A 24,715-nucleotide genomic window follows, 5' to 3' on the forward strand; every position below is an offset into this window, starting at 1 on the left:
TGTTCGGTGAGTGATCTGGATCATAGTTCCGGTGAGGTGGTAGACGTGCGTGGTGGCGGCGACGTGGCTTTGTCTGCGACGGACTACGACCGTGTTTTCGCGATCCTCGACTACTGCTCGGCGGCGAGAACGCTCGATCAGCTCAAGAACCTCCTCATGGTGGCCTTGCATGATCACTACGGCTGCCCCAACACCACATTCCTCGCCGGTCCTACCTTCACGACAGCGTTCGCCGATCCGAATCCGGTGACGACCGGGCGGATCACGCCGATCCTCGACGAGTACCAAGCGCATTGGTACCTCGACGACGTCTTTGCGACGGCGCAATCACGGGCGACGCTGTTGTCCTCCCCGGCGATCACGCACACCCAGTTGGCCGACGTCCCTTCGCAGTCGGCGACCTACCTGCGGGATTTTCTCTATCGCAAACGACTGCACAGCGCGTCGGTGATGCATCTCCAGCTGGCCCACGGTGGTCACGGTCTGGTGGGGATCTTCGATTCCGAAGGCAAGGATCTTTCAGGGCGCGACATCGCAGGATTGGGCATTGTGGGCAGGCAATTGTCGCTGCTGTGTCAAACACTTCCCGGTCAGCGCGAGCCGGGATGGCGAGAGAAGCTGACGCCCAGGCAGATCGATCTCGCGGAGCTGTTGGCGGACGGTCATACCAACGACGAAATTGCGGTGATCTTGTCGCTCAGTCCGGACACGGTGAAGAAGTACGTCAGCCGCATCCTTGCCGTTTTGCACGTACGTAACCGTGCCGAGTTCGTGAAGTTGGTCTACGAGCAGAAACTCGCCGATCAGCGGGTCTGAGATTGTCCACTTTCGTGCACTGTGACTACGGTCACGTCGCGGATAGCGTTTCCGGTGCACGGCCAGGAGTTGGCCCACAGCACTAGGAGAACTCATGAGCAGGCTTCGTTTCGGGTATTTCATGGCACCGTTCCACATCCCCGGACGCAATCCCACCGCCGCACTGCAGCGCGATCTCGAACTGGTCGAGCACCTCGACCGGTTGGGCTACGACGAGGCGTGGTTCGGTGAGCATCACTCTGCCGGAAGCGAGATCATCGCGTCGCCGGAAATCATGATCGCTGCAGCCTCACAGCGCGCACCGCGGATTCGTTTCGGCACGGGTGTCACGTCGCTGTCGTATCACAACCCGCTGTGGGCAGCGGATCGAATCATGCAGTTGGACCACCTGACTCAGGGCCGCACCATCTTCGGAGTCGGGCCCGGTTCGTTGCCCACCGACTCGGCGATGATCGGTTTGAACCCGACCGACACCCGAGAGTTGTTGCAGGAGAACCTCGACATCGTCGTACGCCTCCTTCGTGGCGAGACGGTTTCCGCGAAGACCCGAACTCACGAGTTGTACGACGCCAAGCTACAACTCGCTCCGTACTCGGAGAACGGCATCGAAATCACCGTTGCCGCAGTGGCTTCCCCGACTGGTCCTCGCCTGGCCGGTACGCACGGTCTGGGGCTGCTCTCCATCGGAGCAACGTTGTCCGCCGACGGTTTCGACGCCTTGGCGCACCACTGGAATGTGATGGAGGAGCGCGCGGAGGTCAACGGCACGACGGTGGATCGCCGACGGTGGTCTCTCGCCGGGCCTTTTCACATCGCCGAAACCGAAGCGGAAGCACGCAAGCAAGTGGAATACGGCATCGAGGAGTGGTTCGACTACTTCCAGCACGTCGCGGCCTTCCCGCAGATGGCGGTCTCCGGTGCGCGCCTGAGCGAGATGATCGACTTCATCAACGAAGCCGGGATCGGTGTCATCGGCACACCGGAGCAGGCCAGGCGTCAGGTACAACGGCTGTGGGACCAGTCCGGTGGTTTCGGCTGCATGCTGCAGATGGGTCACGATTGGGCGAACCCGCAGGACACCCGACGTTCGGCAGAGTTGTTCGCGCAGGAGGTCTTTCCGCATTTCCAAGGGCAGGCGCAGGCGACGCTCGATGCGGCAGCTCACGCTCGGGCCGTCCGGGAGGGGCATGCCAAGGCGCAACTCGACGCCGTCGACCACATGACGAAGAAGTACGCACAAGAGTTGGCAGACAAGGGCTGACGTCGTGAACGATCCACAGGGCAATCGGGCGTTGCGTTTTCGAGAAGCCATGGCGCACGTGTGCTCACCGGTCGCCGTCATCACGGCAATGGACGGCGACCGGCCGCACGGCACGACGGTCAGCGCATTCATGTCGTTGTCGATGGACCCGCCGATGACCGCGGTGGCTCTGGATCGACAGTCGGAAGTTCTCGGCCTCATCGAAGGAACGCGGAGGTTCGCGATCAATGTCCTCGGGACCGCGCAAAGCTCACTGGCGGTTGCCTTTGCGAGGAAGGGCCGTGCGAAGTTCGACGGTGTCGAGTGGGCGGAGCATCTCGGTGTTCCGAGACTGCCGGACGTATCCATCTGGATCGTGTGCACCGTTGATGCCGTCGTGGACGGTGGTGATCACAAGATCGTGACAGGATCGGTGGACGAGGTCGAGCACCGCGAGTCGAATCCACTGACCTACCACCGGCGTGCATTCGGTACGCACGCACCGACGTCAGTGCTCTAGGAAGGAGAGCCATGTATGTATTGGTGGACGACGGCCGCGTCAGCATCCATGACGGCGAGAATCTGAATGACTTCCACGTCGAGGTGACTACCGACATCTCCGATTCCGAACTGGACGAGCTGTTGCGCGTTCGAGATTACGGATACGTCAGCGGTGGTAGTGCTTTCGTCTCGGTGGCCCGTGTGCGCGAGAGCACCACGGACGTCGAAGGTGTTGCCGCGATGGTCGATTACGCGCAGAGCAAAGGCTGGGTCGACGAGGACGGAGAAGCGCTGCAGGCGCACGTCGTTCGTCGGCAGTAAAACCGGCAGTAAAAGGGGAACGGCTCAGACCATGTCGTTCTTCTGCAGCCATCGCAGCGTCGGCCAACCGCAGAACACCGGGAGCCAGCAGGTCAGTACTCGGTAGAGCAGGACCGACGGAACCGCGATGCTTGCCGGCAGTCCGAATGCGGACAGACCGCCGATGAGGGCGGCCTCGACGGCTCCGACGCCACCCGGTGTCGGAGCTGCCGAGGCCAGCGTGCCGCCGATCATCGTCACGATGGTGACGGTGATGAACGTCGTTCCGCCGCCGAATGCTTCGACGCTCGCCCACAGCGCCAGAGCGGCACCCAGAGTGGTTGCGGCGCTGCCGCCGACGATGATGAGGAAACGCGTGGGGTTTCGCGCGAGCTGGCTCAGTTCACCCAACACTTCGGTGATCTGAGGACGCAGATCGTCGCGCAGCCACCCACGGAGCTTCGGGATGAACATGAATGCGCCGAGAACTCCGAGCGCTACGCCGCCCGCCAGGTACAGAACAGTGGATCCCGGGATGAAGTGCGAGAGGTTCGTATCACGTCCGGCGACGATCGAGAAGAAGATCAGCAAGCCGACGTGGGTGACCACCTGAACCGTCTGTTGCAGCGCGACTGCGGCCGTTGCACGGACGGTACCGAGCCCGCCCTTCTGCAGGAACCGCACGCTCAGCGCTAGCCCGCCGACTCCGGCCGGAGTTGTCGTCGCCGCAAAGGTGTTGGCCACCTGCATGATCAAGAGGTTGCGGTAACTGACCATCGACGACGCACAGGCCCACAGGGCCGCAGCCGCGCCGACGTACGTCAGTGCGGAGACGCCGAGGCCGAGCAGTGCCCACCACCAGTTGGCCGTCTTCAGTTCGGTGATGAACGCGGGGACCTGGCTGATGAAGGGGTAGGCGACGTAGACCAGACCGATGAGCAGAACGAGCTGGATCAGCTGGTTGCGACTGAATCGGGTGACCTGTGCGGGAGCGACCTTTTCGATCCCGTTCTTGGCACCGACCTCGTCTCGGATCTCGGTCATCAGTTTCGCGGAATCCGTGACCGTCCGCCGAATTCGGTTGGGCAATGCAGCGGTGGTCAATCGGCCGGAGGCGGCGAGAATCGTGTCTGCGCCTTGCGCTCGAATCGCGGCGTCCACCGCTGCATCGACCCCGAACAATGATGCGGTGGCGAAGAGAAGTTGTGCGTTGTCGGACTGCATCTGAACTTCGGTGGCGCCGAATTCGGAGTACGCGTACCCGCCGAAGAGGATGGTTCCGCCTTCGACACGAATCTCGGAAGCGCGCAGGTCGCCGTGCGCCATCTGGTGCACGTGAGCGGTATGCAGTGTTTGCCACAGCGCGTCGATCAGTTTGGTGGATTCTTCCTCGCCCGCCTGGTTCTCGACGGCGACGGCAAGGGGGATGCCACGAGGACTCGGGCGCGCGTACATCTCCCACCCGCGATCGAGTACCGAGATTGCGACGGCCTTGGAACTGGCCAGACCGATGTCGGCGAAAGCGATACCCATGAGCGCTCGGTGTTCGACGGCGCGACGAAGCGATCCGTAGGGCGGCGGAGTTTCACGGTTACGGAACGAGATCCAACGGAACGTCTGTCGAATTGCTCCGCTGCTTCGCTGGTTCTGTCCGTACAACTCGACGACGAGTTCGTCGAAAGGTTCGTCGTCCGGTGCTTGGTCGATGGCTGCGGACATGACAAGAGGCCCGATTCCCGAGGGACTCACGACGCGGAATGCGGTGACGCGGTAACCGCGCCGCGCGAGTACGCGTACTGCCGAGTCCAATGGCACTTCGAGGGCAGGGGTGCCGACGGCGAGAACGATCACCGCGCCGATCAGGTAACCGACGGCGAGACCCAGCATCGATCGTGCGGGAACGATCGAGCTGACGATCAGATGGATGGGAGCGAAGAGCAGAAGCAGCGTCCACCAGGCTCGTCGCCACTTCTTCGGAAGCCACGGGCCCGAGACGGTGAGCACCGCCGCGAGCATCGCGATCCATCGCGGATCGTCGAGGAATTGAGACAGGAAGGTGGCGTCGAGTCGGTCCGGCACGTCGAGGTGCCATTTCGGTGCCGCCAGGCCTGTTCCGGTGAAGGACAGCGCGACACCGGCGCACAGTCCGGCGGCGGCGTATCCGGCCAGCAACTTCCACCGGCGCCCGACGATCAGGCCGATCAGGATGGCGAACGGTAGCGCCAGAATTGCGATGCCGTAGAGCAGGTACACAGTGTCGGACAGGCTCGGCGAGAGAACACCGACGATGTTGGACACCGACGTTTCGAGGGCGTCCCACTGACTTCGAGTGATCAGAGATCCCGCGATCACGCCGCCGAGCAGCACAGCAGCGATCGCAACCCGCATGATGTCGCTCGTACGGCGGTGCAGTGGTGGCAGGAGGCTTCCCGTTACCGGGATCTCCCGTCCGTCTACTCGCATCTCGCCAGAACTCTCTTCTCTCGGGGTTACCGACCGTCTCAGTTACCTCGATCAAGGTACCGCGTGAGGGTTCGGCGACTGGGAAGCCGGACCTGTCGTTACCTCCTCGATGCCAAGCAACATTCGCTTCGGACCCGCGGGAGCGGGCTTCGGCGCGTAAAATTCACTTTCCGGACGTTCGTTCATTTCGACGACAGGGAGTGCGTATTCATGAGCCCCGACGCCAGCGGTGTGGACGGTCGGGTTCCTGACCTGCCGACCCCGTCGACCAGAATTTCCGTCACCGAGGATTACGCGGCCGAGATCGACGAGCTGTCGAGTCTCAAGCACAAGCTCGGCGTGCTGGAGCCTTCGGAGTTCGCGGATGCCTGGAAGCAGGGCTATCCGTACGAGAAGAAGATGTCGCGCCGCGAGTACGAGCGGAAGAAGCGGCGTCTGCAGATCGAGTTGCTCAAGCTGCAGCTGGGGGTCAAGGAAACCGGTCAGAAGGTGCTCATCATCTTCGAAGGTCGCGATGCTGCCGGTAAGGGCGGGTCGATCAAGAGATTCACCGAGCATCTCAATCCCCGTGGAGCCCGCGTGGTCGCGCTCGAGAAGCCCACCGACATCGAGCGGACGCAGTGGTATTTCCAACGCTATGTCGCACACCTACCCAGCGGCGGCGAGATAGTGATGATGGACCGGTCCTGGTACAACCGCGCCGGCGTCGAACGAGTGATGGGTTACTGCACGCCGACGCAGTATCTCGAGTTCATGAGAGAGACCCCGGACTTCGAGCGGATGCTCGTCAACTCCGGGATTCATCTGCACAAGCTGTGGTTCTCGGTCAGCCGCGAAGAGCAGTTGGCGCGGTTCGCGGCCCGCCGAACGGACCCGGTGCGTCAGTGGAAGCTCTCACCGACCGATCTGGCTTCGCTCGACAAGTGGGACGACTACACCCAGGCCAAGGAAGCCATGTTCTTCTACACCGATACCGGGGATGCGCCCTGGACGGTGATCAAGAGCAACGACAAGAAGCGCGCTCGCCTCGAGGCGATGCGTCACGTGCTCGCCAGCTTCGACTATCCCAACAAGGATCACCGGGCTGTCGGTACTCCGGATCCCTTGATCGTCGGGCCGGCGTCGGCCGTATTCGAAGAGGGCGAGCACGTGAACGTGGAGTTGCCTCAGCTCTAGCGCAGGTGATCGCTCAGATCGAACTGGCCTCTGCCCACAGATTGATGCCGCTGTCCTTGGCGTGCTGATCTATGGAGGCCAGTTCGGCTGCGCTGAATTCGAGATTGTCGAGCGCGCCGACGTTGGCTTCGAGTTGGGCGACACTGGACGCACCGATCAGTACCGAGGTGACCCGCGAATCGCGGAGTGCCCAGCTCAGTGCCAGCTGAGCCAGCGACTGGCCGCGGTCTGCCGCGATGTCGTTGAGCGCGCGGATGTGGGTGAGAGCGTCGTCGGTCAACCACGACGGATCCAGTGACTTACCTTGAGCTGCACGGGAATCCTCGGGGACGCCGTTCAGATAGCGATCGGTGAGCATGCCTTGAGCGAGTGGTGAGAACGCGATGACGCCGACGCCGAGATCGTCGACAGCCGACAGCAGGTCCTGCTCTATCCAGCGGTTCAGCATCGAATAGCTCGGCTGGTGGATCAAGAGCGGAACCCCCGCAGCGGCGAGCAGTGCGGCGATTTCACGGGTGCGCTCCGGCGAGTACGAACTGATACCCGCGTACAGGGCCTTGCCCTGCTGGACAGCGCTGATCAGGGCGCCTGCGGTCTCGTCGATCGGAGTTTCGGCGTCAGGGCGATGGCTGTAGAAGATGTCGACATAGTCGACGCCGAGTCGTCCGAGCGACTGATCGAGGGAAGACAGCAAATACTTGCGGGAACCACCGAATCCGTAGGGGCCGGGCCACATGTCCCAGCCGGCTTTGGACGAGATGACCAATTCCTCGCGGTACGAAGAGAAATCCTCACGCAGGATCCTGCCGAAGTTCGTCTCGGCGCTTCCGTACGGGGGACCGTAGTTGTTCGCAAGATCGAAGTGGGTGATTCCGAGATCGAATGCCCGCCGCAGAACTGCGCGCTGGTTCTCGATCGGTACGTCGTCGCCGAAGTTGTGCCAGAGGCCCAGCGAGATGGCCGGGAGTTTGAGACCGCTCCGACCGGTTCGGCGGTACGGCATGGCTTCGTAGCGGTCCTGCGCGGCGACGTACTGATCGGACATGGTGCCTGCCTTCACATCGTTGTGTTTGCGGTTGAGCGTTCACTCCCGACCATTATCGCCGACGGCGCTCAGGTGTGCCGGCCGCTGGAGGTGTGTCAGTCAAAATGCTTGCGGTTTAAAGCAATTCGATCGATCTTTTGGACCGATGTTCAGGTTCGAGTCACAGTGCCGGGCGGCGGTGACGTCGACCACGTCTGGGCTCGCATCTAAGGGAACGGTAAGGAATCGCGGTTACCATAGTCACAGTCGATCGGCGATACCGATCGCCGATTCGCTTCGAACATGTTGCCCAGCAGCCGGATCCGGGGTCCGGCGAGGAGATCTATGTCGACGCAGTCCGTAGTGCACACACAATCACCGGCAGACGAGAGCGTCGTAGGGGATTCGTCTCCGCCGGGTGGTGGAAGCCGGCGCTATCTCGAGCAACTGATCAGATACGACGTGCCGGCGTCGCTGGTCGTCTTCCTGGTGGCGCTTCCCTTGTCCCTGGGAATTGCGATCGCGTCCGGGGCGCCGATCATGGCAGGTCTGATCGCCGCCATCGTCGGCGGAGTGGTGGCCGGAGCGGTGGGAGGTTCACCGCTGCAAGTAAGTGGTCCCGCGGCAGGCCTGACCGTGGTGGTCGCCGAACTGATCGGCAAGTTCGGGTGGAAAGTCACCTGCTTGATCACCGTCGGTGCCGGTCTTCTGCAGATCGTGTTCGGGCTCAGCAGAATTGCCCGTGCGGCACTCGCTATTGCACCGGTGGTGGTGCACGCGATGCTCGCCGGTATCGGCATCACCATTGCGCTACAACAGGTTCACGTGTTGTTGGGAGGAAGCTCCGCCAGTTCGGCGCTGGACAACCTACGGCAGTTGCCCGCGCAGATCGGTGCCTTGCACGTCGAGGACTTGATGATCGGGCTCGTCGTCGTCGCCACTCTTCTCGGCTGGCGTTATCTTCCCGCGGGCGTCCGAAAGGTTCCGGCCGCGTTGGTCGGCATCGTATTGGCAACTCTCGCTTCACTCGTGCTGCCGATCGACGTCGAGCGTATTGCTCTCGACGGGTCCCTGCTGGACTCGATCGGACTTCCTGCCCTGCCGGACGGCCAGTGGCTCGGCGTCGCAACCGGCATCCTGACCATCGCGCTGATTGCCAGCGTCGAGAGTCTGCTCTCGGCTGTGGCCGTGGACAAGATGCACTCGGGCCCGCGTTCGAATTTCGACCGCGAGATGCTCGGTCAAGGTACTGCGAACTTGGTGTCAGGGGCGATCGGCGGGCTGCCCGTCACGGGAGTGATCGTGCGCAGTGCCACCAACGTCGAAGCCGGTGCGAAGTCCCGTGCGTCGTCGATCATGCACGGCCTGTGGATCCTGCTGTTCTCGGCCGCGCTGGCCGGGTTGGTTCAGCAGATTCCGAAGTCTGCACTTGCCGGTCTGTTGATCGTCATCGGTATTCAACTGGTCAAGCTGGCGCACATTCGGTTGGCGCGGCGGACCGGTGACCTGTGGGTGTACGGCATCACGGTGGTCGGAGTCGTGTTCTTGAACCTGCTCGAGGGCGTACTCATCGGATTGGCACTGGCGATCGCCCTCCTGGTGTGGCGTGTCATTCGCGCATCGGTCACGGCAGAAGAGCTGGATGACAAGGATTCCGGGAAGTGGCGGGTGCTCGTCGAGGGGTCGTGCACCTTCCTCGTGCTGCCCAAGCTCACGTCGGTACTCGCCGGCATTCCGCCGCGGTCGGACGTCACGGTCGAACTGTCCGTCGACTTTCTCGACCACGCCGTCTTCGACGTCATCGAAGAGTGGGCGAGGCAGTACGAGTTGGCAGGTGGGTCGGTGACTATCGACGAAGTCGGATCGGTGAGCATGGAGAGCGCGACCACCGGACCGCCCAAGCGCGGCGCAGCAGTCACCGACCTGCGAGGCTTGCTCGCTCCGTGGGGGAGTTGGCAACCACAGGCTTCGGGAAGGAATCTGAGCAGCCCGCCTGCGCTGCGGCCCATTCTCGACGGGGTGTCCAACTACCATCGCCACCGCGCCGAAGCGATACGGCCACACATGGATCAGTTGCGTGACGGGCAGAATCCGGACTCCCTTTTCCTTACCTGCGCAGACTCGCGAGTGGTGCCGAACATCATCACGAGCAGTGGCCCAGGAGACCTCTTCACTGTGCGCAACGTCGGAAACCTGGTTCCTGCCGGTGGCCGCGATACGTCGGTGGAAGCGGCACTGGCATTTGCGATCGACGAGTTGGGCGTCAGTTCGGTTATCGTGTGCGGACATTCAGGCTGCGGAGCGATGCAAGCACTCCTGACCGACAGTTCGCCGGAATCGGGAGCCATCGGGGAATGGCTGCGTCACGCCGAAACGAGTTTGCAGGCCTACACGAGTGGCCACCCGGTCGCCCGCGCTGCCGCCGAGGCGGGTTTCTCGGAGGTCGACCAGCTCGGAATGGTCAATGTTGCAGTGCAATTGCAGACTCTCGAACGGCATCCTCTCGTCGGTCAAGCCCGCGTCGACGGTCGCCTGCGTCTCGCCGGGCTGTTCTTCGACATCGGATCGGCTCGGGTCATCGAAGTGACTTCGTCCGGGATCGGTGAGCTGATCGAGACCTGAAAGGGCTAAACGGATCCGGGTTGATCCCTGAGCTCGACCAGCAGGCGAGCCCCGCCGAGCGGACTGTCGTGGAATGTCGTGCGTCCGCCGTGCAGGGCCGCCTGTTGCGCCACCAGTGCCAGGCCCAAGCCGGAGCCCGTCTTGCCTGCCGTCGACCCGCGGGTGAACCTTTCGAAGACGCTCGAGCGTTCCTCGGCCGGTATTCCGCAACCGTTGTCGTCGATCGTGATCGTGACTGTGTCCGGTGAATCGACCGGGCGCGCGAGGGTGATGCGCACGGTGCTCGCGCGGCCGTGGCGGACGGCATTGGTGATCGCGTTGTCGAGGATCAACCGGATTCCGCCGGGAAGAGCCCGGATGCAATAGGGGAGTGGGGAATCCACGGTGACGACGCTGACGTCGAGGCCGCGATGATGTCGGCGTGCGTCGTCGGCGGCGATGTCGCAGACCTCGGTCAGATCCGTGTCCTTGAAATCCTCGGCAGTCGAGAGTTCACCCTTCGCCAGTCGCTCGAGGTCTCGCAGCGTTGATTCGACGCGGCCCTGCGCGCGGGCCAGATCTGTGAGGATCTCGCGTCTTTGTTCGTGATCGAGCTCGTGAATGGACAACACCTCGATGTCGGTTCGCATCGCCGTCAACGGAGTTCGGAGTTCGTGCGCCGAGGCGGAAGCGAAGTCTCGCGCGGCGGCAAGGGCCGAGTTGGTCGCGGCCTGTGCCCGGGCGACATCGCTGAGCATCGATTCTGCTGCTGCGGCAAGCTCGTCCGCTTCACGGATGCCGGAAATTTCGGTGGCGAGATCGGGATCGCGTCGGGCGATCCGGCGGGTCAGTTCCACGAGTGGGCGCACCGCCGGGCCGCCGAACAACCACCCGAGAGCTGCAGCGGCCCCGACGGCACCGACGCCGAAGAAAGCGACCTGGCGTTGTTGGTCGACGGTGATGTCCCGCGCTTCGGCGTAGGGAACTGCCAGTGAGACAAGGGCGTTAATGCCGTCGGCCTCGGCGGTGTATGCCCGGTACTTGGTGCCGTCCACATCGACGGTGGCCGAGCCGACCGGGAGTTCGGGCAGACGGGTCGGGGTGCTGGATTTGACGGTTCCGTCGGTGTCGGAGCGGATGGTCACGGAAAACGCGCCGCCGTCTCCGAATGCTCCCAGGAACGGTCCGGCGGTCGCTGCGTTGGCCACGATCACTGTCGACGCCGTCTCGAGTCGACGGTCCAGCTGGGACAGGTTGTTTCGAGCGATGGCCAACGCAACGACTACACCGAGAGCGATGACGATGAACGTCGCCCCCAGTGCCGCGGCTGCGGCAACGCGGGTTCGAAGTGAGAAGCGGCGACGCTTCACGGGTTCTCCCGAAGCACGAACCCGACGCCGCGGACGGTATGGAGAAGGCGAGGTGAACCGCCGGATTCGAACTTTCGACGCAGGTAGCCGATGAACACGTCCACGACGTTCGTGTCGGCGACGAAGTCGTAGCCCCACACCAGTTCGAGGAGACGTTCGCGAGTGAGCACGATGCCGGAATTGTGAGCGAGTACTTCGAGTAGTTCGAATTCGCGTTTGGTGAGCGGTACTTCCTTGCCGTCGACACGAACTCTGCGGCCGGAGAGGTCGATGTCGAGGTTGCCGACGCGCAGGGTGTTCGTTCCCTCGGTGTGATCGCCGGCAGGGGTGTTGCTGCGCCGGAGCATCGCGCGGATCCGGGCAACCAGTTCGGCGAGGACAAAAGGCTTGACCATGTAGTCGTCTGCGCCGGATTCGAGCCCGGCGATGCGATCGTCGACCGAGTTGCGTGCGCTGAGCACGCAGATCGGGATTTCGTTGCCGGCGGCTCGAAGCGCCGTCACCACTCCGGTGCCGTCGAGCACCGGCATGTTGATGTCGAGGACTACCGCGTCCGGTCGCTTGTCGGAGATCACTCGGAGCGCGTCGGCGCCGTCCACTGCCGTCAGTACGGTGAATCCCGAGAGCCGCAATCCGCGTTCGAGTGAGGTGAGGACGTCTGCGTCGTCGTCGACTACGAGGATTTTCGGTATCTCGGTCACAGCCCCATTGTGCCTTGCCTGGTACGTCGTGTTTCGCCGATCAGACCGGCAAGTCGGTACCGTCCGGACGCAGACCGGCCATGAACACCGCGACCAATCGAGGGACCAGGTTCGGCATGGCCTCGTCGGACAACTCGATTTGCGGGCGTGTCAGTTTGGCCAGAGCCATGACGAATTCGAGCGGTTGTAGATCGGCGCGAACCAGTCCGGCGCTCTGAGCGGCGCCGATTGTCGCGGTCATCTTCGCTTTCGTCGCCTCGCGCACGGCCAGAACTTCGGGGGCCAACTCGGTGAAACTGCGTTCCACCAGTGCGGGAATGAGTGCACCCAGTCGCAGTTCCACGAGCCGATCCACCAACGTGTGCCACGCGCTTGTCGGATCGGTGGGCATGTCCGCAAGCGCGATGTCGGCGGCCTCTCGGACGTCGGTCAGCGTTGCGACGGCGACGGCGGTCACCAGGTCCTCGCGCGTCGGAAAGTTCCGATACAGCGTGGCTATGCCCACTTTCGCGAGTTCCGCGACGGCGTCGAGGGGCGCATCGTGCCCGCGCTCGGTGAACACCGCTCGGGCGGCGTCGACTATTGCGTTCCTGCGTTCGCGTGCATCGGCTCGCACATTCACCTCCGGTATTGACAGTTCATCATAACTGGAGGAATATCTTCCACAAAGAGTGGAGGAAAAACTTCCACTTAGGGAAGGTAGTGATGAACGTCGAAGCCGAAGCGCGGGACCGTAAGAAGCTGGTGGCCGTGGTGTTGGGCCTGTCTGCTGTGATCGGGCTGATGTTGCTCGCCTTCGTGTTGCCGTCGGTGAACAGTGGCCCGCACGAACTGAAGTTGGGTATATCCGGTCCGGCTCAGGCGACCACTCAGATCAGTGCCTCGCTCGAGGCGAGCAAGCCGGGTGCCTTCGACACCCAGGACTTCGCCGACGCCGACGCGCTTCGTGACGCGATTCGCAATCGAGACGTGGTCGGCGGAATCGTTGTCGATGCGACCGGCCCTCACGTGCTGATCGCCACCGCGGGCGGTACCCCGATCGCGCAAACCCTGACCGGAGTGTCCAGTGGACTCTCGGATGCGTCGGGAACGAAGGTTACCGTCGAAGACGTGGTGCCGTTGACGGCGGACGACCCGACCGGTGCGGGGCTCACGGCGCTGGCTTTGCCTCTGGTGTTCGGTGGAATCATGCCTGCTGTTGTTCTCGTGCAGCTGTTTCCGCGCAGCATTGTCAAGCGAGTGTTGGGCGCCGTCGGCGTCGCGGTTGTCGCGGGTTTTGCCCTGACTGCCATTCTGCAGTTCGGCACGAACAGCCTTGACGGAAACTACCTGCTCACCGCACTCGCACTCACCATGGGCATTTCGGCTATCTCGCTTCCCATTCTGGGACTCGAATCCCTGCTCGGGATGAAGGGATTCGCATTGGGGGCCGTCACGATGATGTTCGTCGGCAATCCGCTCTCGGGGATGGCGACAACTGCGGCCTGGTTGCCCGCGGGGTGGGGCGCATTGGGACAACTGCTCCCGCCTGGTGCCGCAGGGGCATCCGTCCGATCGATGGCTTTCTTCGACGGCCACGGTGCCGCCGCACCACTTCTGGTGCTGGTGTGCTGGATCGCCGTCGGGATCGCGCTGTGCGTGGCTGCCGGTCGGAAGAAGGCGTCGACGCCGGTGGTCGAACCAGAGGTAGCCCTGGTCTAGCCGGTGCGGGTTGCGTACGGGGTGAGGTCGGGAAGCGGCCAGACCCCGTCAACACGTTCCACGGCCAGTTCGGCGACCACCGTGTCCTCGTCCATCGGTAGGGGTCGGAGGATTCGGGGCTTTCCGGCCTCCCATTCGACGTCGATGCCTGCGGAGGTCAGCGCGTCCTCGTCGATGACGGCGACGATCAGTGGCAAGGTCAGGTCGCCGAACACCAGATCGAGCACCGAAGCGAGTGCGTCCGGGGTGGTTGCGCGAATGAATCCCGCCTCGTCGTAACTGATTCCGCGCGTCGAGACCTCGTACTCACCGAAGCGCTTGCACGCTTCCCAGTCGTCGGCGATGGCGACGTGGACGAGTCGTTGTCCGGTCATGCAGTGCTCCTGTAGTGTTCGAAATAATGAAACGTCAACGTAGCATTAATTCACTGGCACGGTAACAGGAGACTTGATGGAGCAACCGCGCAGACGTGGGAGAACCAGTGACGCCGAGCGCGCCGATCGACGCAACGAGATTCTCGACGTCGCGGTCGACTCGTTTCGGGAAGTCGGGTTCGCTCGAACAACGATCGACGCGATTGCCACGGCGGCCGGCGTCGCAAAGCGCACCGTGTACAGCTACTTCGGCGACAAGTCCGCGGTCTTTGCAGCTGCGGTAGCGCGTCAGCACGCGTACGTCGACAATGCCGGCGAGGGCCAGTCCGACCTGCTGGCCGCCGCAGTGGACATCGTCATCGCCCTGCACAGTGAAAACTCGATTGCGCTGCACCGCATGATGATCGGCGAGGCACTGCAGTTCCCTGAACTGGCTGCCGCGTTCTATGAATCCGGACCGGCCAAGTCGATTGCCTTCCTGGAGAAAATCTTGCTCGATCAGCACGGACAGAAGGCTGCGCTGAGTGCGGATCAGTTGTACACATTGCTGCTCGGTGAGGAACACCGGCGGCGCCTGCTCGGGCTGGTCCCAGAGCCGACACCCGAGAGAGCTGCGCAACTTGCTGCGCGTGCGACGGGGTGCGTTCTGGGATCTGATCGGTAGGCTCGGCGGGGTGAACAACTCTGTGGTCTGGTTTCGACGCGATCTGCGGGTAGGCGACCTTCCCACCCTGAGCGCGGCGTCGGATGGCGGCGGGCAGGCATTGGGATTATTTGTTCTCGACGAGAAACTGCTCGGACCGGCAGGCTCCCCCCGCCAGGATCAACTGTTCGCCAACTTGGCGGCCCTCGACAACCAGCTCGACGGAAAATTGATGGTTGTTCGAGGTGATCCGGTGGATGTGGTGCCCCGCGTGGCGGAATCCGTTGGTGCCGAAGAAGTTCACATCAGTGCAGACTACGGACCATACGGCCGACGGCGTGACGCTGCAGTGGCGGAGAAGGTGGAGTTGATCGCCACCGGTTCTCCGTACGCTGTCGCCCCCGGACGCGTCACCAAGGCCGACGGCGATCCGTACAAGGTGTTCACGCCGTACTTCCGTCAGTGGATGGAACACGGTTGGCGAGGTCCCGCGTCGACCGACGCACAGACCGTCAGTTGGTTCGATCCGGGGGAGAAGGACGGTGGCCCGCGCCGGGTGAGCATTCCCGTGCCGTCTCGTGAGGTCAGCCAATTCGTGGGGGAGGCCGGTGCGCTCGAACAGTGGAAAGAATACTGCGAGAACGATCTTGACCGGTACGACGATGAACGAAATCGGCCTGACCTCGACACCACGAGCCGGATGTCGATCCCACTCAAGTACGGCACGATCCATCCGCGAACCATGCTGGCAGACCTTTCCAAGCGCCTCGGCGACGGCGCTCAGGCTTACCGTCGCCAGCTGGCTTGGCGAGACTTCTACGCAGACATCTTGTTTCAACGACCGGACAGCGCGCGGAAGAACTACGACAACAAGTTCGACCGCTTACGTCACGACGGCGGAGTCGACGCGGACGCTGCCTTCACTGCCTGGTGTGAGGGCAAGACCGGCTTCCCGATCGTCGATGCGGGCATGCGGCAACTCGCCGCCGAGAACTGGATGCACAATCGGGTGCGAATGATCGTCGCGTCATTCCTGGTGAAGGACCTGCACATTCCGTGGTGGCGCGGCGCACGGTACTTCATGTCGCAACTGGTGGACGGTGACTTGGCGTCCAATCAGCACGGGTGGCAGTGGACTGCGGGGTCGGGCACGGATGCCTCGCCGTTCTTTCGGGTCTTCAACCCGATCACTCAGGGGGAGAAGTTCGATCCCGACGGCACATACGTCCGTCGGTGGGTCCCCGAACTTCGCGATGTTCCAGGCAAAGCGGTCCACTCACTGAAAGCGATGCGGCCGGTCGACTATCCGGACCCGATCGTCGACCATGCGCACGAGCGTGAGGAAGCCCTCCGCCGGTACGGCGAGATCAAAGGCTGAGTGCTCAGTGATCGGCGGGCGCTACGCGGAGGCGGTTTCCGTCCAGATCTGAAATGACGAATGTCAGGCCGAAGACATCTTCGTTGGGTTCTTCGACGACCTCGACGCCCTTTGCCACCCACTCGTCGTAGATCGCCCGAATTTCGTTGCTCCCGCCGTCGACCAATATGCCGACTTCGAAATTTCGTGGTGTCGCGGGATCGAGGTCGCGTGACTTGCCGCTCCACAGTGCAAGGACCACACCGCCGCCCAGGTCGAAGGTCATGTACCGAGGGCTGAGTACCTCCGGCTTCGCGTCGAACAATTCGCCGTAGAACGCTGCTGCGGAGGCTGCATCGCTGACGTAGATCAGAAACTGATTGGGTAGTCGCACTGTGGTTTTCCCTCTCCCGTTGACATTCGGACCACCTGCAACGAGGCGTGTGCCTTCTCGTGCGGGGCCGCGTTCAACAATCCCCTCACGCCGGACGAATGTCCAAGAACGAGTGCGTCTGAGAGGCAGACGGATTTCTTATGACGACGCCGCACCGAGGTGGTAGCCGACGCTCAGGTTCGGGTAGTAGCCGTCGATGTAGCTCGAGATGAAGTAGTGATCAGGGTCGGTTGTGCGAGTTCCGTCGGTGTCGAACTGCGGATAGTCGTTGGCCATGAAGACTGCTTGTCCGCCGCCGGGGGTGGAGTAGACGACGTCGACCGTCAGGCCTCGCGGGTCCTGGTTGTATGCGGTGACGATCTCGGTCTCGTGGGGCGCGAGCGACTGACGTGGGCTCTGCATCCACTGTCCGTAGGGATTGTCGGCGCTTACGAGATGAATTGTCTGTTCAGTGTCGTTGCTGATCGTCATCGTGATGGTATTGCCGGTTGCCGGAAGAGTTCCGGCGCTGGCGATTCCGCTCAACCCCAAAGTGAGGGCACCAGCGGCCAGGGCCGTGATTGCGGCAACTACGTAGCGTGGGTTCGTCATCGTCGGTGTCCTTTGTCCGGGTGAGCGTTCGGTTGGCTCTCTCGAAGACAACTATGTCGGAGCAGATCGATGCCGTATGTCCACTACCCGGACCGTACGAAGGAGGAACTGTGTGTCCACCGATCGGGGGACATCTACTCCGACACTGGGACAGCTTTGACCTTTCGCTCGCCGGTGACCAGCAGTCCGATCAGCGCGGCGGCCGCGAGAACCATGACGAGTGCTCCGTAGCCGCGCGTCGTATCCACCAACCCCACCTTGCCGACCAGGTAGCCGGCCAGCAATGCCGGAAGGCTGTTGGCCAGATAGGCGATGACGTAGACGGTGGACAACAATCCCGCGCGTTCGTGGTTCTCGGCCAGCGGCATGACTGTGAGGATGGTCCCCTGGAATCCTGCTCCGAAGCCGATACCTGCCACAGCCGTACCAACCAGAATCAATACTGCAGAGGATGTTTCAGCGCCGATGAGTGTGATGGCCACCCCGAGCACCAGGGCGGTGGTTCCGATCAGCATCACGGTTCGCCCGCCGAGTTTACGGAAGGTGAGTACCGCTGCAGCTCCGAATCCCGTCAGTGTTGCGACCATGATGGCACCGATGAGTGAGCTGTGAACGTCAAGTGCGTTGCGCGCCAGCGCCGGTCCGAGTGAGAGGTAGAAACCGCCCAACGCCCAGACTGCGATCAGGCACGGTGCGGTGAGCGCAATCATCGTTCGGGCTTCCCGAGGAACGGCAAGGGTGGGGCGTAGCGACTGCCAGGCTCCGGGCCGTCCGCCCGAAGTCTCGGGAGCGGCCCAAACCCCGAGGATTTCGAGAACGACCAGTGCGAGAAGGACCAGGTAGACAGTGCTGGTGGGCCGGGGGAGGTGCTCGCTGATGAGACTCGAACCCACGGCGCCGACGGCAAGTCCCACTGTCGGAGCGACGCTGTTGATGATCGATCCGCGGCCGGGAGTGCGTTCGAGGTCGATCAAGGCCGAGCCCAGAGCGCTGATTGCAGCGCCGGTGGCAACACCTTGTACGACGCGGGCGATCAGCAGAATGGTCAGACCATCGGCCGAGGCGAACAGTGCAAGCGAGATCGCCTCGAGGACGAGTGCTCCGAGCAGGACCGGGCGCCTGCCGATGTGATCGGACAGAGAACCGGCGGTCAAGAGTGTGGCGAGCAGTGCGAGAGCGTAAATGCCGAACACGAGCGTCGACGCGAGCGAGGAGAATCCCCACAACTGTTGATAGTGCTCGTACAACGGTGTCGGGGTCGCGGAGGCGCCCAGGAACGTAGCGATGATGACGGCGATGAGTGTGAAAGCGGCGCCTCGCCCCAAGCGTGGGCGTGAAGTGCTCTCGGTCGGTGGTGAAACGGTCGTTGTCATTGTCGTAGCGCTTCCCGTGCGGGTGGTGAAGACTTCAAACGCAAATACTTTGCGTTTGGGACGCTACGCTTGGCCGTAGCCTAATGCAACATCTTTGCGTTAGTATTTGATTTATGAGTCCGTCCGCAGGTCCGCGCCCCGGTGGCCGCAGTGCGCGTATCCAACAGGCCGTGCACGCGTCGGCGCGCAAGTTGCTGGAACAGCGTGATCGAGCCGAGATCACGGTGCCGATGATCGCGACCGATGCGGGAGTGACCCCGTCGACCATCTATCGGCGGTGGGGCGACATCAACGAAGTTTTTGCCGATGTCTCGATCGAGAGATTGCGACCGGACGCCGACCCGCGTGAAACGGGTTCGCTCCGAGGAGATCTGACGGTCTGGGCGCAGGACTATCTCGAGGAGATGTCGGCGCCCGTCGGTCGTGCTTCGCTGCGAGACGTGTTGATGAGCGACGATCAGACGCACGCACCGGACGGTACGAAGAAGTTCAAGTGCGCCTTCTTCTGTCGGACGCAGATCGATGTGATCCTCGCGCGTTGGCCGGAAGCTGCTGGTGTGGATGGTGATTCGGTGGTGGACCATGTGGTGGCACCGATCGTCTACCGAATCCTGTTCGACCTCGAGCCGGTCACGCCGCAGAGAGTTGCGGAATTGGTGGATCAGACTCTTGCCCTCTCGGCGCGGGTGGTTATCGAGTGACCTGCGGCTGATCGCTGCCTAGTCGGGCGTGGACGTGCATGTCGTGCCAGCCGTCGGCGTGCCTCGCGGAGCCTCGTCGAACACCTTCTTCGCTGAACCCTGCTTTGGTGGCGACTCGGCATGACGGTGGGTTGTGGATCGAGTGCTGGAGTTCGAGTCGGTGAAACCCTGCTTTGCGAAATGCCCACTCGGACAGTGCGGTTACAGCCTGGGTGCAGAGTCCACGGCCGCGCGCTGCTGGGGTCATCCAATACGCGAGTTCGGCAGTGCCGTCCCACAAGTTCACCCCCTTTACTGCGATTCGGCCGAGGAGTTCATTTGTCTCGGGAGCGGCGATCGCCCAATGGCATTCGGATTCGCGTGCCCACCCGTCTCGCCACGCGGTGAGCCAATCCCGCGCCTCGTGGATCGAGTCCGCACGGCGGACGTGCCAACGCTGAATCGACGGATCCCGAAACGCTTCCATCACGGCCGGTGCATCGTCGGGGGTCCACGGCCGGAGAATCGCGGAAGTCCCCACGCGTATCGAGGGTTGGTCCATTCCCCGGAGATATCCAGCGGCGATAGCGGGCGTGGTCAACTTGGGCACGTGAAGCATCATCGCCTACCCGGCCGATGGCAGGCAATGGCGTGAGCTTCCTGTCTTTATCGCTGCCACTCTGCGTTCAGTCGGCGCGCAGATTCCAGAGTCGCGATGGCCTCTTCGGTGTCAACTCGCGAGAGAACCAGTGCACTTACCGTGCAGGAGAGAAGGATTCGAGTGCGATCGGAGAGCGTGGCGTCTGTCTCGGTCGGAAAAGCGGCGTGTAATCCACTGTTGATCGCGTCGGCGAGTTCTTGGCGGTAAGCGCGGATGACGGCTGCCGCCTCGTCGTCGTGCGCGCCGAGTCCGGCGGCAGTGTTGAGAAGTAGGCACCCTCGCCGAGGTGAGTCGGCGGTCATGGTGCTGATCGCTTGCGCCAGCGAGGAAAGGTAATCGTCGACGGCGTCCGGTTTCGGATTCGTAGTGAGATTACGCAGACGCGGGCGGATGACATGTCCGAGGTACATCTGCACTGCGGCGTCGAACAATCCGCGCTTGTTGGTGAACGAGTTGTAGAGACTTGACCGGCTCAGTCCCGTCGCGGATTCCAGGTCGCCGAGCGATGCGCCTTCGTACCCATGTGCCCAGAACACGTCCAAAGCGGCAGCGACCACGGCTGTTGTGTCGAATTCTTGTGATCTGCCCATCAAAGCCTCGCTCTTTCTGTATCGTTCGGTCCAGTATATATTGGACCAAACGATACAGAATTCACTCTATGCAACAGGAGCTCACCGATGAACGTCGCCGGCTACATCTTCGCGGGACTGGCCGCAGCAGTGCACGTGTACATTTTTGTCCTCGAATCGATTCTCTGGACGGCCCCGAAGACACGCGCGACATTCGGCGTCAAGTCAGAAGAAGAGGCGATCACCACGCAGTCGCTTGCCTTCAACCAGGGCTTTTACAACCTCTTCCTGGCAATCGTGTCCGTGATCGGCATCGTGATTGCGGCGACCGGTTCCGCGTCGGTCGGAATCGCCCTCGTGCTGGCAGGCACAGGATCGATGGTTGCCGCGGGGTTGGTGTTGATTCTCTCGTCTCCCGACAAGGCCCGCGCAGCCGTCGTGCAGATGCTTTTCCCAGCCATTGCCGTCGTTCTGCTGGTTATTCACCTGCTCTGAGTTCGGCCTTACCCGCCGCCGAGCACCAGTGATTCGATCAGGGCAAAAGCGCCGTTGAGTGCTCCGCAGTCGAATGCTTCGGCCAGGGCGTAGCCGATGACGACTTCGTCGTTGCTCGGAGTGCTCGACCAGACTGCGTCGGTCTGTCTGGGGTCGGATTCCTCGTTCTTGGAGAACAGCGCGATGCGAACCCCGTCCCGGGTGAAGGCGCTGTTCGCGTCGTCGACGGGCGCGAAGGTCAGTGTCACGCCCTCGACGAGTGCCGAGACCGAATACGAGCGCCGGGACAGAAACCCTTTGCCGACAGTGAGTTCGACTTCGTCGCCACCGAGAGTGAAGAACAGATCGGCGGCAGCCCGCGTTCCGATGGGTGTGCCTTCGCGGCGTGGGGCGTCGACTCGGCGCGTCAACAGAGCGCGCGATTCGCCGTTTCGGACGTCCACGACCCCGGTGTCGACGTCGAAGGAGATCTCGACTTTTCCGTGAATCGGGTCCATTGCGGCGTAATTGACCGTCACTGTGCCTACCCCCTGTAAGTGTGAACTCGGGTCCATAATACGTGGTGGGAGCGTTGTCCAGTATGCCCGAATCCGAAAAAATACTGCCGAATGACGCGCGTTTGCGGCCAAATGCTTCTACTCTGGGTCTTGGGTTTGTTGCGCATCCCACAAAGGTTTTTCCCACGCCAGACGAGGAGCGCCTATGAGGTTGTCGACTACTTGTTCTGTTGCTACGAAGGCTTGATCAAGCCGGAATTGCCTCTGCCGGATGGTGCTCGAGACCCATCCGGCAGAGGCAATTCTGCATCAGTTCGGGCCTTTAGCCGCCGGCGAATTTTTCCGAGGTGCCGAGATCGATCGGCAGTGCGATCCCAGTGATCCCGCGCCCGGCCGGCCCCACCAGGTAGAACACCGCATCCGCAATCACTTCGGGGTCGACCCACGGATGGGGCAGCAGATTCAGCTTCGACATGATGGGAGCGGTGTCCGCGAGGACGGGATTCTCCAAGTCTGGACGGAACGCGCGAACCATCGGTTCGTTGTCGATCATCGTGGTTCGCACATTGCCCGGGTGCACGGAGTTGACCCGAATGTCCGCCCAGCCGAGTTCGTTGGCCAGAGACTTCGCCAAACCGCGAACGGCGTGCTTGGACGCGGAATAGTGTGCGATACCCGGCACGCCGCGAAGGCCGGCCATCGAGCTGATCAACACGATCGACCCACCCCGATTGCCGTTCATGATGTGCGGAATCGACACTTTGGTCGTCAACCAGACGCCGGTGACATTGATGTCCATCAGCTCGCGGAACTCTTCGGCGCTCAGATCCCAGGACAGTTTTGCCGACGCCGCGATTCCCGCGTTGGCAATCACGATGTCCAGCCGGCCGAGCTCCTCGACTCCGGCGTCGACTGCCGATTTCAGGGCATCGAGGTCGCGAGTGTCCGCTACGGACGCGACGATGCGCCTGCCCTGAGCTTCGACCAGTGCGACGGTCTGGGCGAGGTCGGCCTCGGTGGCCATGTCGTACCCCGCCGTTGCGACCGGCGCGCAGAGATCCACCGCGATGATGTCCGCGCCCTCGGACGCGAGCTTGACGGCATGCGCGCGCCCTTGACCACGCGCCGCTCCGGTAATGAATGCGACCTGACCGTCCAAATTGCCCATCGAACTTCCCCTGCCCGTGTAAAGCGCCAAAACTGGAACGTGTTCATACTGCTATGCCCGGTGCCGGGCAGGCAGGGGAATTCGCGAAATCCTTATCCGCGAAGGAGTTTGGACAGCTCGTCTAATACGCTCGCGTCCTCGATGGTCGACGGGACCGTGTACTCCTCGTTGTCGGCGATCTGCCGCATGGTCTTGCGGAGGATCTTGCCGGAACGAGTCTTCGGTAGTGCGGCGACGACGGTGACGTCCCGGAACGTGGCGACAGCACCGATCTGGTCGCGCACCCGCGCGACCAGTTCCTGTCGGAGAGTTTCGGGATCGATGTCGACGCCGGACTTGAGCACGACGTAGCCGCTCGGCCGTTGCCCCTTGAGTTCGTCGTGAATGCCGATGACGGCGCATTCGGCGACCGCCGGGTGGCCCGCGACGGCAGCCTCCATGCTTCCGGTCGAAAGTCGGTGTCCGGCAACGTTGATCACGTCGTCGCTGCGTCCGAGGACAAAGACGTAGTTGTCCTCGTCGATGTATCCGGAGTCGCCGGTGAGGTAATAGCCTTCGAACGTCGACAGGTAGGACTTCACGTACCGATCGTCGTCACGCCACAGTCCGGCGAGTGTTCCGGGAGGAAGCGGCAGGCCGATCACGATGTTGCCCTCGGTGCCCGGTCCCACGAGTTCGCCCTTGCCGTCGACGATTTCGACGCGGTATCCAGGGCAGGCAACGGTGGGTGAGCCCGCTTTGATCTCCATGGGTTCGAGGCCGCGCAGATTCGCGCAGATTGCCCAACCGGTTTCTGTCTGCCACCAGTGATCGACCACCGGGCGATCGAGAATCCGAGTAGCCCACTCGTAGGTGTCGGGATCCAAGCGCTCGCCGGCCGCGAACAGCGTGTCGAGCGACGAGATGTCGTACTTGGCGAGCTCTTTTGCGTCCGGGTCGGCCTTGCGGACCGCGCGGATGGCTGTCGGAGCGGTGAAGAGTGCCGATACCTTGTATTCGGAAATGATGCGCCAGAATGCACCAGCGTCGGGGGTGCCGACGGGTTTGCCTTCGTACATGACCGTCGTGGCTCCGGCGAGCAAAGGTCCGTAGACGATGTAGGAGTGGCCGACCACCCAGCCGACGTCGGAGGCGGTCCACCAGACCTGGCCGGGGCTGATGTCGTACAGATTCTTCATCGTCCACGTCAACGCAACGGCATGGCCACCGTTGTCCCGGACGACGCCCTTCGGCTTACCGGTTGTTCCCGAGGTGTAGAGGATGTAGAGCGGATCCGTCGCGGCGACCGACACCGGGCCGGCAGGGGTGGCATCGGCGATCAGCTCGTCCCAGTCGAACCAGGCTGCGGCACTTGACTTGTAGTCGGCAGCAGCGCCGGGAATCTGCTCACGATTCTTCACGATCACGGTGTGAGCGGGAGTGGCGGACAGTTGCAGAGCCTTCTCGACCATCGGCAGGTACTCGATGGTTCGGCCGGGCTCGAGGCCACCGGACGCCGTCACGAGCACCACGGGGCCGGCGTCGTCGATACGCGTGGCAAGTTCCTTGGCTGCGAAGCCGCCGAACACCACTGAATGCACAGCACCGATACGGGCACACGCCAGCATGGCGATCGCAGCCTCGGGGATCATCGGCATGTAGATGATGACACGGTCACCCGCGACAACACCCTGATCTTTCAGGACACCGGCGAAGAGTGAGACCTGCTCGAGGAGTTCGGAGTAGGTGTACGTGGCCTTGGTGGGGACCATCGCGGAGTCGAAGATCAACGCGGTCTGATCGCCGCGGCCGTCGCGGACGTGCCGATCGAGGGCATTGAAGCTGGTGTTGAGCGACGCATCCGGGAACCAGCGATAGATCGGTGCGGCGGAATCGTCGAGGGCCCTCGTGGGCGCGACATCCCAGTCGACGGCACGCGCTGCATCGAGCCAGAACTTCTCCGGCTGATCCATGCTCTCGCGATACGCGTCGGCATACGTGTTGTGGGACGCCTGCTCAGAAGAGCTCATCGACGTGTGTC

25 protein-coding genes are annotated in these 24,715 nt (G+C 62.6%); 11 read left to right on the forward strand and 14 right to left on the reverse strand.

Annotation, left to right across the window (positions count from 1 at the left end; genetic code table 11):
• The first annotated feature begins 6 nt into the window (after positions 1–6).
• The 4 genes from ACWF6P_RS17045 (at position 7) to ACWF6P_RS17060 (ending at position 2,878) form a co-directional block, all read left to right on the forward strand.
• Entirely contained in the window at positions 7–816 is an 810-nt protein-coding gene (locus ACWF6P_RS17045) for a helix-turn-helix transcriptional regulator (protein ID WP_378446266.1), read from the forward strand.
• A gap of 94 nt (positions 817–910) precedes the next feature.
• Positions 911–2,077, forward strand: coding sequence for an LLM class flavin-dependent oxidoreductase (locus ACWF6P_RS17050; protein ID WP_452621775.1), 1,167 nt, complete (start codon positions 911–913; stop codon positions 2,075–2,077).
• 49 nt (positions 2,078–2,126) lie between these two features.
• On the forward strand, positions 2,127–2,576 hold the full coding sequence (locus ACWF6P_RS17055; RefSeq protein WP_378543844.1) for a flavin reductase family protein: 450 nt from the start codon (positions 2,127–2,129) through the stop codon (positions 2,574–2,576).
• Positions 2,577–2,587: 11 nt separating this feature from the next.
• On the forward strand, positions 2,588–2,878 hold the full coding sequence (locus tag ACWF6P_RS17060; protein ID WP_378543251.1) for a Rossmann-fold NAD(P)-binding domain-containing protein: 291 nt from the start codon (positions 2,588–2,590) through the stop codon (positions 2,876–2,878).
• A gap of 24 nt (positions 2,879–2,902) precedes the next feature.
• Here ACWF6P_RS17060 and ACWF6P_RS17065 read toward each other — a convergent pair whose 3' ends face one another.
• The gene (locus ACWF6P_RS17065; protein ID WP_007733454.1) at positions 2,903–5,320 is read right to left on the reverse strand and encodes a lysylphosphatidylglycerol synthase transmembrane domain-containing protein; all 2,418 of its coding nucleotides are present in this window, start codon (positions 5,318–5,320) and stop codon (positions 2,903–2,905) included.
• 210 nt (positions 5,321–5,530) lie between these two features.
• Between ACWF6P_RS17065 and ppk2 the strand changes: the two genes are divergently transcribed.
• Positions 5,531–6,496, forward strand: coding sequence for a polyphosphate kinase 2 (ppk2, locus tag ACWF6P_RS17070; protein ID WP_452621776.1), 966 nt, complete (start codon positions 5,531–5,533; stop codon positions 6,494–6,496).
• A gap of 13 nt (positions 6,497–6,509) precedes the next feature.
• On the opposite strand, the gene mgrA is transcribed toward ppk2, so the two are convergent.
• A complete protein-coding gene (mgrA, locus tag ACWF6P_RS17075) occupies positions 6,510–7,541 on the reverse strand; it encodes an L-glyceraldehyde 3-phosphate reductase (protein WP_007733451.1) in 1,032 nt (343 codons plus the stop codon).
• A gap of 324 nt (positions 7,542–7,865) precedes the next feature.
• Between mgrA and ACWF6P_RS17080 the strand changes: the two genes are divergently transcribed.
• The gene (locus tag ACWF6P_RS17080; RefSeq protein WP_452621777.1) at positions 7,866–10,142 is read left to right on the forward strand and encodes a SulP family inorganic anion transporter; all 2,277 of its coding nucleotides are present in this window, start codon (positions 7,866–7,868) and stop codon (positions 10,140–10,142) included.
• Positions 10,143–10,147: 5 nt separating this feature from the next.
• Here the strand turns inward: ACWF6P_RS17080 and ACWF6P_RS17085 are convergent, their stop codons facing one another.
• The 3 genes from ACWF6P_RS17085 to ACWF6P_RS17095 are packed head-to-tail and all read right to left on the reverse strand — an operon-like array spanning position 10,148 to position 12,808.
• Positions 10,148–11,491 carry a sensor histidine kinase gene (locus tag ACWF6P_RS17085; RefSeq protein WP_452621778.1) on the reverse strand — a complete coding sequence of 448 codons (1,344 nt, stop codon included), beginning with the start codon at positions 11,489–11,491 and terminating at the stop codon, positions 10,148–10,150.
• A complete protein-coding gene (locus ACWF6P_RS17090) occupies positions 11,488–12,192 on the reverse strand; it encodes a response regulator transcription factor (RefSeq protein ID WP_378446273.1) in 705 nt (234 codons plus the stop codon). Before ACWF6P_RS17090 ends, ACWF6P_RS17085 begins: the two co-directional genes overlap by 4 nt.
• A gap of 40 nt (positions 12,193–12,232) precedes the next feature.
• Complete coding sequence (locus tag ACWF6P_RS17095; RefSeq protein WP_452621779.1) at positions 12,233–12,808, reverse strand: TetR/AcrR family transcriptional regulator; 576 nt, start codon at positions 12,806–12,808, stop codon at positions 12,233–12,235.
• 89 nt (positions 12,809–12,897) lie between these two features.
• Between ACWF6P_RS17095 and ACWF6P_RS17100 the strand changes: the two genes are divergently transcribed.
• Positions 12,898–13,893: an ABC transporter permease gene (locus ACWF6P_RS17100; RefSeq protein ID WP_452621780.1), complete on the forward strand. Its 996-nt coding sequence runs from the start codon at positions 12,898–12,900 to the stop codon at positions 13,891–13,893.
• Here the strand turns inward: ACWF6P_RS17100 and ACWF6P_RS17105 are convergent.
• On the reverse strand, positions 13,890–14,267 hold the full coding sequence (locus tag ACWF6P_RS17105) for a DUF952 domain-containing protein (protein WP_378543265.1): 378 nt from the start codon (positions 14,265–14,267) through the stop codon (positions 13,890–13,892). The genes ACWF6P_RS17100 and ACWF6P_RS17105 overlap by 4 nt on opposite strands.
• Before the next feature lie 76 nt (positions 14,268–14,343).
• Between ACWF6P_RS17105 and ACWF6P_RS17110 the strand changes: the two genes are divergently transcribed.
• The gene (locus ACWF6P_RS17110) at positions 14,344–14,931 is read left to right on the forward strand and encodes a TetR/AcrR family transcriptional regulator (RefSeq protein ID WP_378532355.1); all 588 of its coding nucleotides are present in this window, start codon (positions 14,344–14,346) and stop codon (positions 14,929–14,931) included.
• Positions 14,932–14,941: 10 nt separating this feature from the next.
• Positions 14,942–16,288 carry a cryptochrome/photolyase family protein gene (locus ACWF6P_RS17115; protein ID WP_452621781.1) on the forward strand — a complete coding sequence of 449 codons (1,347 nt, stop codon included), beginning with the start codon at positions 14,942–14,944 and terminating at the stop codon, positions 16,286–16,288.
• Between the two features lie 4 nt (positions 16,289–16,292).
• Here the strand turns inward: ACWF6P_RS17115 and ACWF6P_RS17120 are convergent, their stop codons facing one another.
• The 3 genes from ACWF6P_RS17120 to ACWF6P_RS17130 form a co-directional block, all read right to left on the reverse strand.
• Positions 16,293–16,661 carry a VOC family protein gene (locus ACWF6P_RS17120; RefSeq protein WP_020970460.1) on the reverse strand — a complete coding sequence of 123 codons (369 nt, stop codon included), beginning with the start codon at positions 16,659–16,661 and terminating at the stop codon, positions 16,293–16,295.
• A 138-nt stretch (positions 16,662–16,799) separates the two neighbouring features.
• Complete coding sequence (locus ACWF6P_RS17125; RefSeq protein ID WP_452621782.1) at positions 16,800–17,252, reverse strand: hypothetical protein; 453 nt, start codon at positions 17,250–17,252, stop codon at positions 16,800–16,802.
• Between the two features lie 134 nt (positions 17,253–17,386).
• Positions 17,387–18,625, reverse strand: a complete 1,239-nt coding sequence (locus ACWF6P_RS17130; RefSeq protein WP_452621783.1) for an MFS transporter — start codon at positions 18,623–18,625, stop codon at positions 17,387–17,389.
• Positions 18,626–18,738: 113 nt separating this feature from the next.
• Here ACWF6P_RS17130 and ACWF6P_RS17135 point away from each other — a divergent pair, with 113 nt between their 5' ends.
• On the forward strand, positions 18,739–19,326 hold the full coding sequence (locus tag ACWF6P_RS17135) for a TetR/AcrR family transcriptional regulator (protein ID WP_378532361.1): 588 nt from the start codon (positions 18,739–18,741) through the stop codon (positions 19,324–19,326).
• Here ACWF6P_RS17135 and ACWF6P_RS17140 read toward each other — a convergent pair.
• The gene (locus tag ACWF6P_RS17140; RefSeq protein WP_452621784.1) at positions 19,316–19,915 is read right to left on the reverse strand and encodes a GNAT family N-acetyltransferase; all 600 of its coding nucleotides are present in this window, start codon (positions 19,913–19,915) and stop codon (positions 19,316–19,318) included. The two genes, ACWF6P_RS17135 and ACWF6P_RS17140, sit on opposite strands and share 11 nt — an antisense overlap.
• A gap of 56 nt (positions 19,916–19,971) precedes the next feature.
• Positions 19,972–20,556, reverse strand: a complete 585-nt coding sequence (locus ACWF6P_RS17145; RefSeq protein ID WP_452621785.1) for a TetR/AcrR family transcriptional regulator — start codon at positions 20,554–20,556, stop codon at positions 19,972–19,974.
• 87 nt (positions 20,557–20,643) lie between these two features.
• On the opposite strand from ACWF6P_RS17145, the gene ACWF6P_RS17150 reads away from it, so the two are divergent.
• Positions 20,644–21,030, forward strand: coding sequence for a DUF1304 domain-containing protein (locus ACWF6P_RS17150; protein WP_378532365.1), 387 nt, complete (start codon positions 20,644–20,646; stop codon positions 21,028–21,030).
• 8 nt (positions 21,031–21,038) lie between these two features.
• On the opposite strand, the gene ACWF6P_RS17155 is transcribed toward ACWF6P_RS17150, so the two are convergent.
• From ACWF6P_RS17155 to ACWF6P_RS17165, 3 genes are all read right to left on the reverse strand, one after another.
• Positions 21,039–21,548: a hypothetical protein gene (locus ACWF6P_RS17155; RefSeq protein ID WP_378532367.1), complete on the reverse strand. Its 510-nt coding sequence runs from the start codon at positions 21,546–21,548 to the stop codon at positions 21,039–21,041.
• A gap of 301 nt (positions 21,549–21,849) precedes the next feature.
• Positions 21,850–22,695, reverse strand: coding sequence for a mycofactocin-coupled SDR family oxidoreductase (locus tag ACWF6P_RS17160; RefSeq protein ID WP_317828775.1), 846 nt, complete (start codon positions 22,693–22,695; stop codon positions 21,850–21,852).
• 92 nt (positions 22,696–22,787) lie between these two features.
• Positions 22,788–24,704 carry a propionyl-CoA synthetase gene (locus ACWF6P_RS17165; protein ID WP_452621786.1) on the reverse strand — a complete coding sequence of 639 codons (1,917 nt, stop codon included), beginning with the start codon at positions 24,702–24,704 and terminating at the stop codon, positions 22,788–22,790.
• Positions 24,705–24,715 lie beyond the last annotated feature (11 nt).

This window comes from Rhodococcus sp. NPDC055024 (assembly GCF_053608585.1).

What these genes read in the sequence shown, in the direction of transcription:
- ACWF6P_RS17150 (WP_378532365.1), top strand. Translation starts at nt 20,644, where the DNA reads ATGAACGTCGCCGGCTACATCTTCGCGGGACTGGCCGCAGCAGTGCAC.
- ACWF6P_RS17145 (WP_452621785.1), bottom strand. Translation starts at nt 20,556, where the DNA reads ATGGGCAGATCACAAGAATTCGACACAACAGCCGTGGTCGCTGCCGCT.
- ppk2 (WP_452621776.1), top strand. Translation starts at nt 5,531, where the DNA reads ATGAGCCCCGACGCCAGCGGTGTGGACGGTCGGGTTCCTGACCTGCCG.
- ACWF6P_RS17050 (WP_452621775.1), top strand. Translation starts at nt 911, where the DNA reads ATGAGCAGGCTTCGTTTCGGGTATTTCATGGCACCGTTCCACATCCCC.
- ACWF6P_RS17160 (WP_317828775.1), bottom strand. Translation starts at nt 22,695, where the DNA reads ATGGGCAATTTGGACGGTCAGGTCGCATTCATTACCGGAGCGGCGCGT.
- ACWF6P_RS17055 (WP_378543844.1), top strand. Translation starts at nt 2,127, where the DNA reads ATGGCGCACGTGTGCTCACCGGTCGCCGTCATCACGGCAATGGACGGC.
- ACWF6P_RS17060 (WP_378543251.1), top strand. Translation starts at nt 2,588, where the DNA reads ATGTATGTATTGGTGGACGACGGCCGCGTCAGCATCCATGACGGCGAG.
- ACWF6P_RS17110 (WP_378532355.1), top strand. Translation starts at nt 14,344, where the DNA reads ATGGAGCAACCGCGCAGACGTGGGAGAACCAGTGACGCCGAGCGCGCC.
- ACWF6P_RS17130 (WP_452621783.1), bottom strand. Translation starts at nt 18,625, where the DNA reads ATGACAACGACCGTTTCACCACCGACCGAGAGCACTTCACGCCCACGC.
- ACWF6P_RS17125 (WP_452621782.1), bottom strand. Translation starts at nt 17,252, where the DNA reads ATGACGAACCCACGCTACGTAGTTGCCGCAATCACGGCCCTGGCCGCT.
- ACWF6P_RS17080 (WP_452621777.1), top strand. Translation starts at nt 7,866, where the DNA reads ATGTCGACGCAGTCCGTAGTGCACACACAATCACCGGCAGACGAGAGC.
- mgrA (WP_007733451.1), bottom strand. Translation starts at nt 7,541, where the DNA reads ATGTCCGATCAGTACGTCGCCGCGCAGGACCGCTACGAAGCCATGCCG.
- ACWF6P_RS17165 (WP_452621786.1), bottom strand. Translation starts at nt 24,704, where the DNA reads ATGAGCTCTTCTGAGCAGGCGTCCCACAACACGTATGCCGACGCGTAT.
- ACWF6P_RS17135 (WP_378532361.1), top strand. Translation starts at nt 18,739, where the DNA reads ATGAGTCCGTCCGCAGGTCCGCGCCCCGGTGGCCGCAGTGCGCGTATC.
- ACWF6P_RS17065 (WP_007733454.1), bottom strand. Translation starts at nt 5,320, where the DNA reads ATGCGAGTAGACGGACGGGAGATCCCGGTAACGGGAAGCCTCCTGCCA.
- ACWF6P_RS17105 (WP_378543265.1), bottom strand. Translation starts at nt 14,267, where the DNA reads ATGACCGGACAACGACTCGTCCACGTCGCCATCGCCGACGACTGGGAA.
- ACWF6P_RS17100 (WP_452621780.1), top strand. Translation starts at nt 12,898, where the DNA reads ATGAACGTCGAAGCCGAAGCGCGGGACCGTAAGAAGCTGGTGGCCGTG.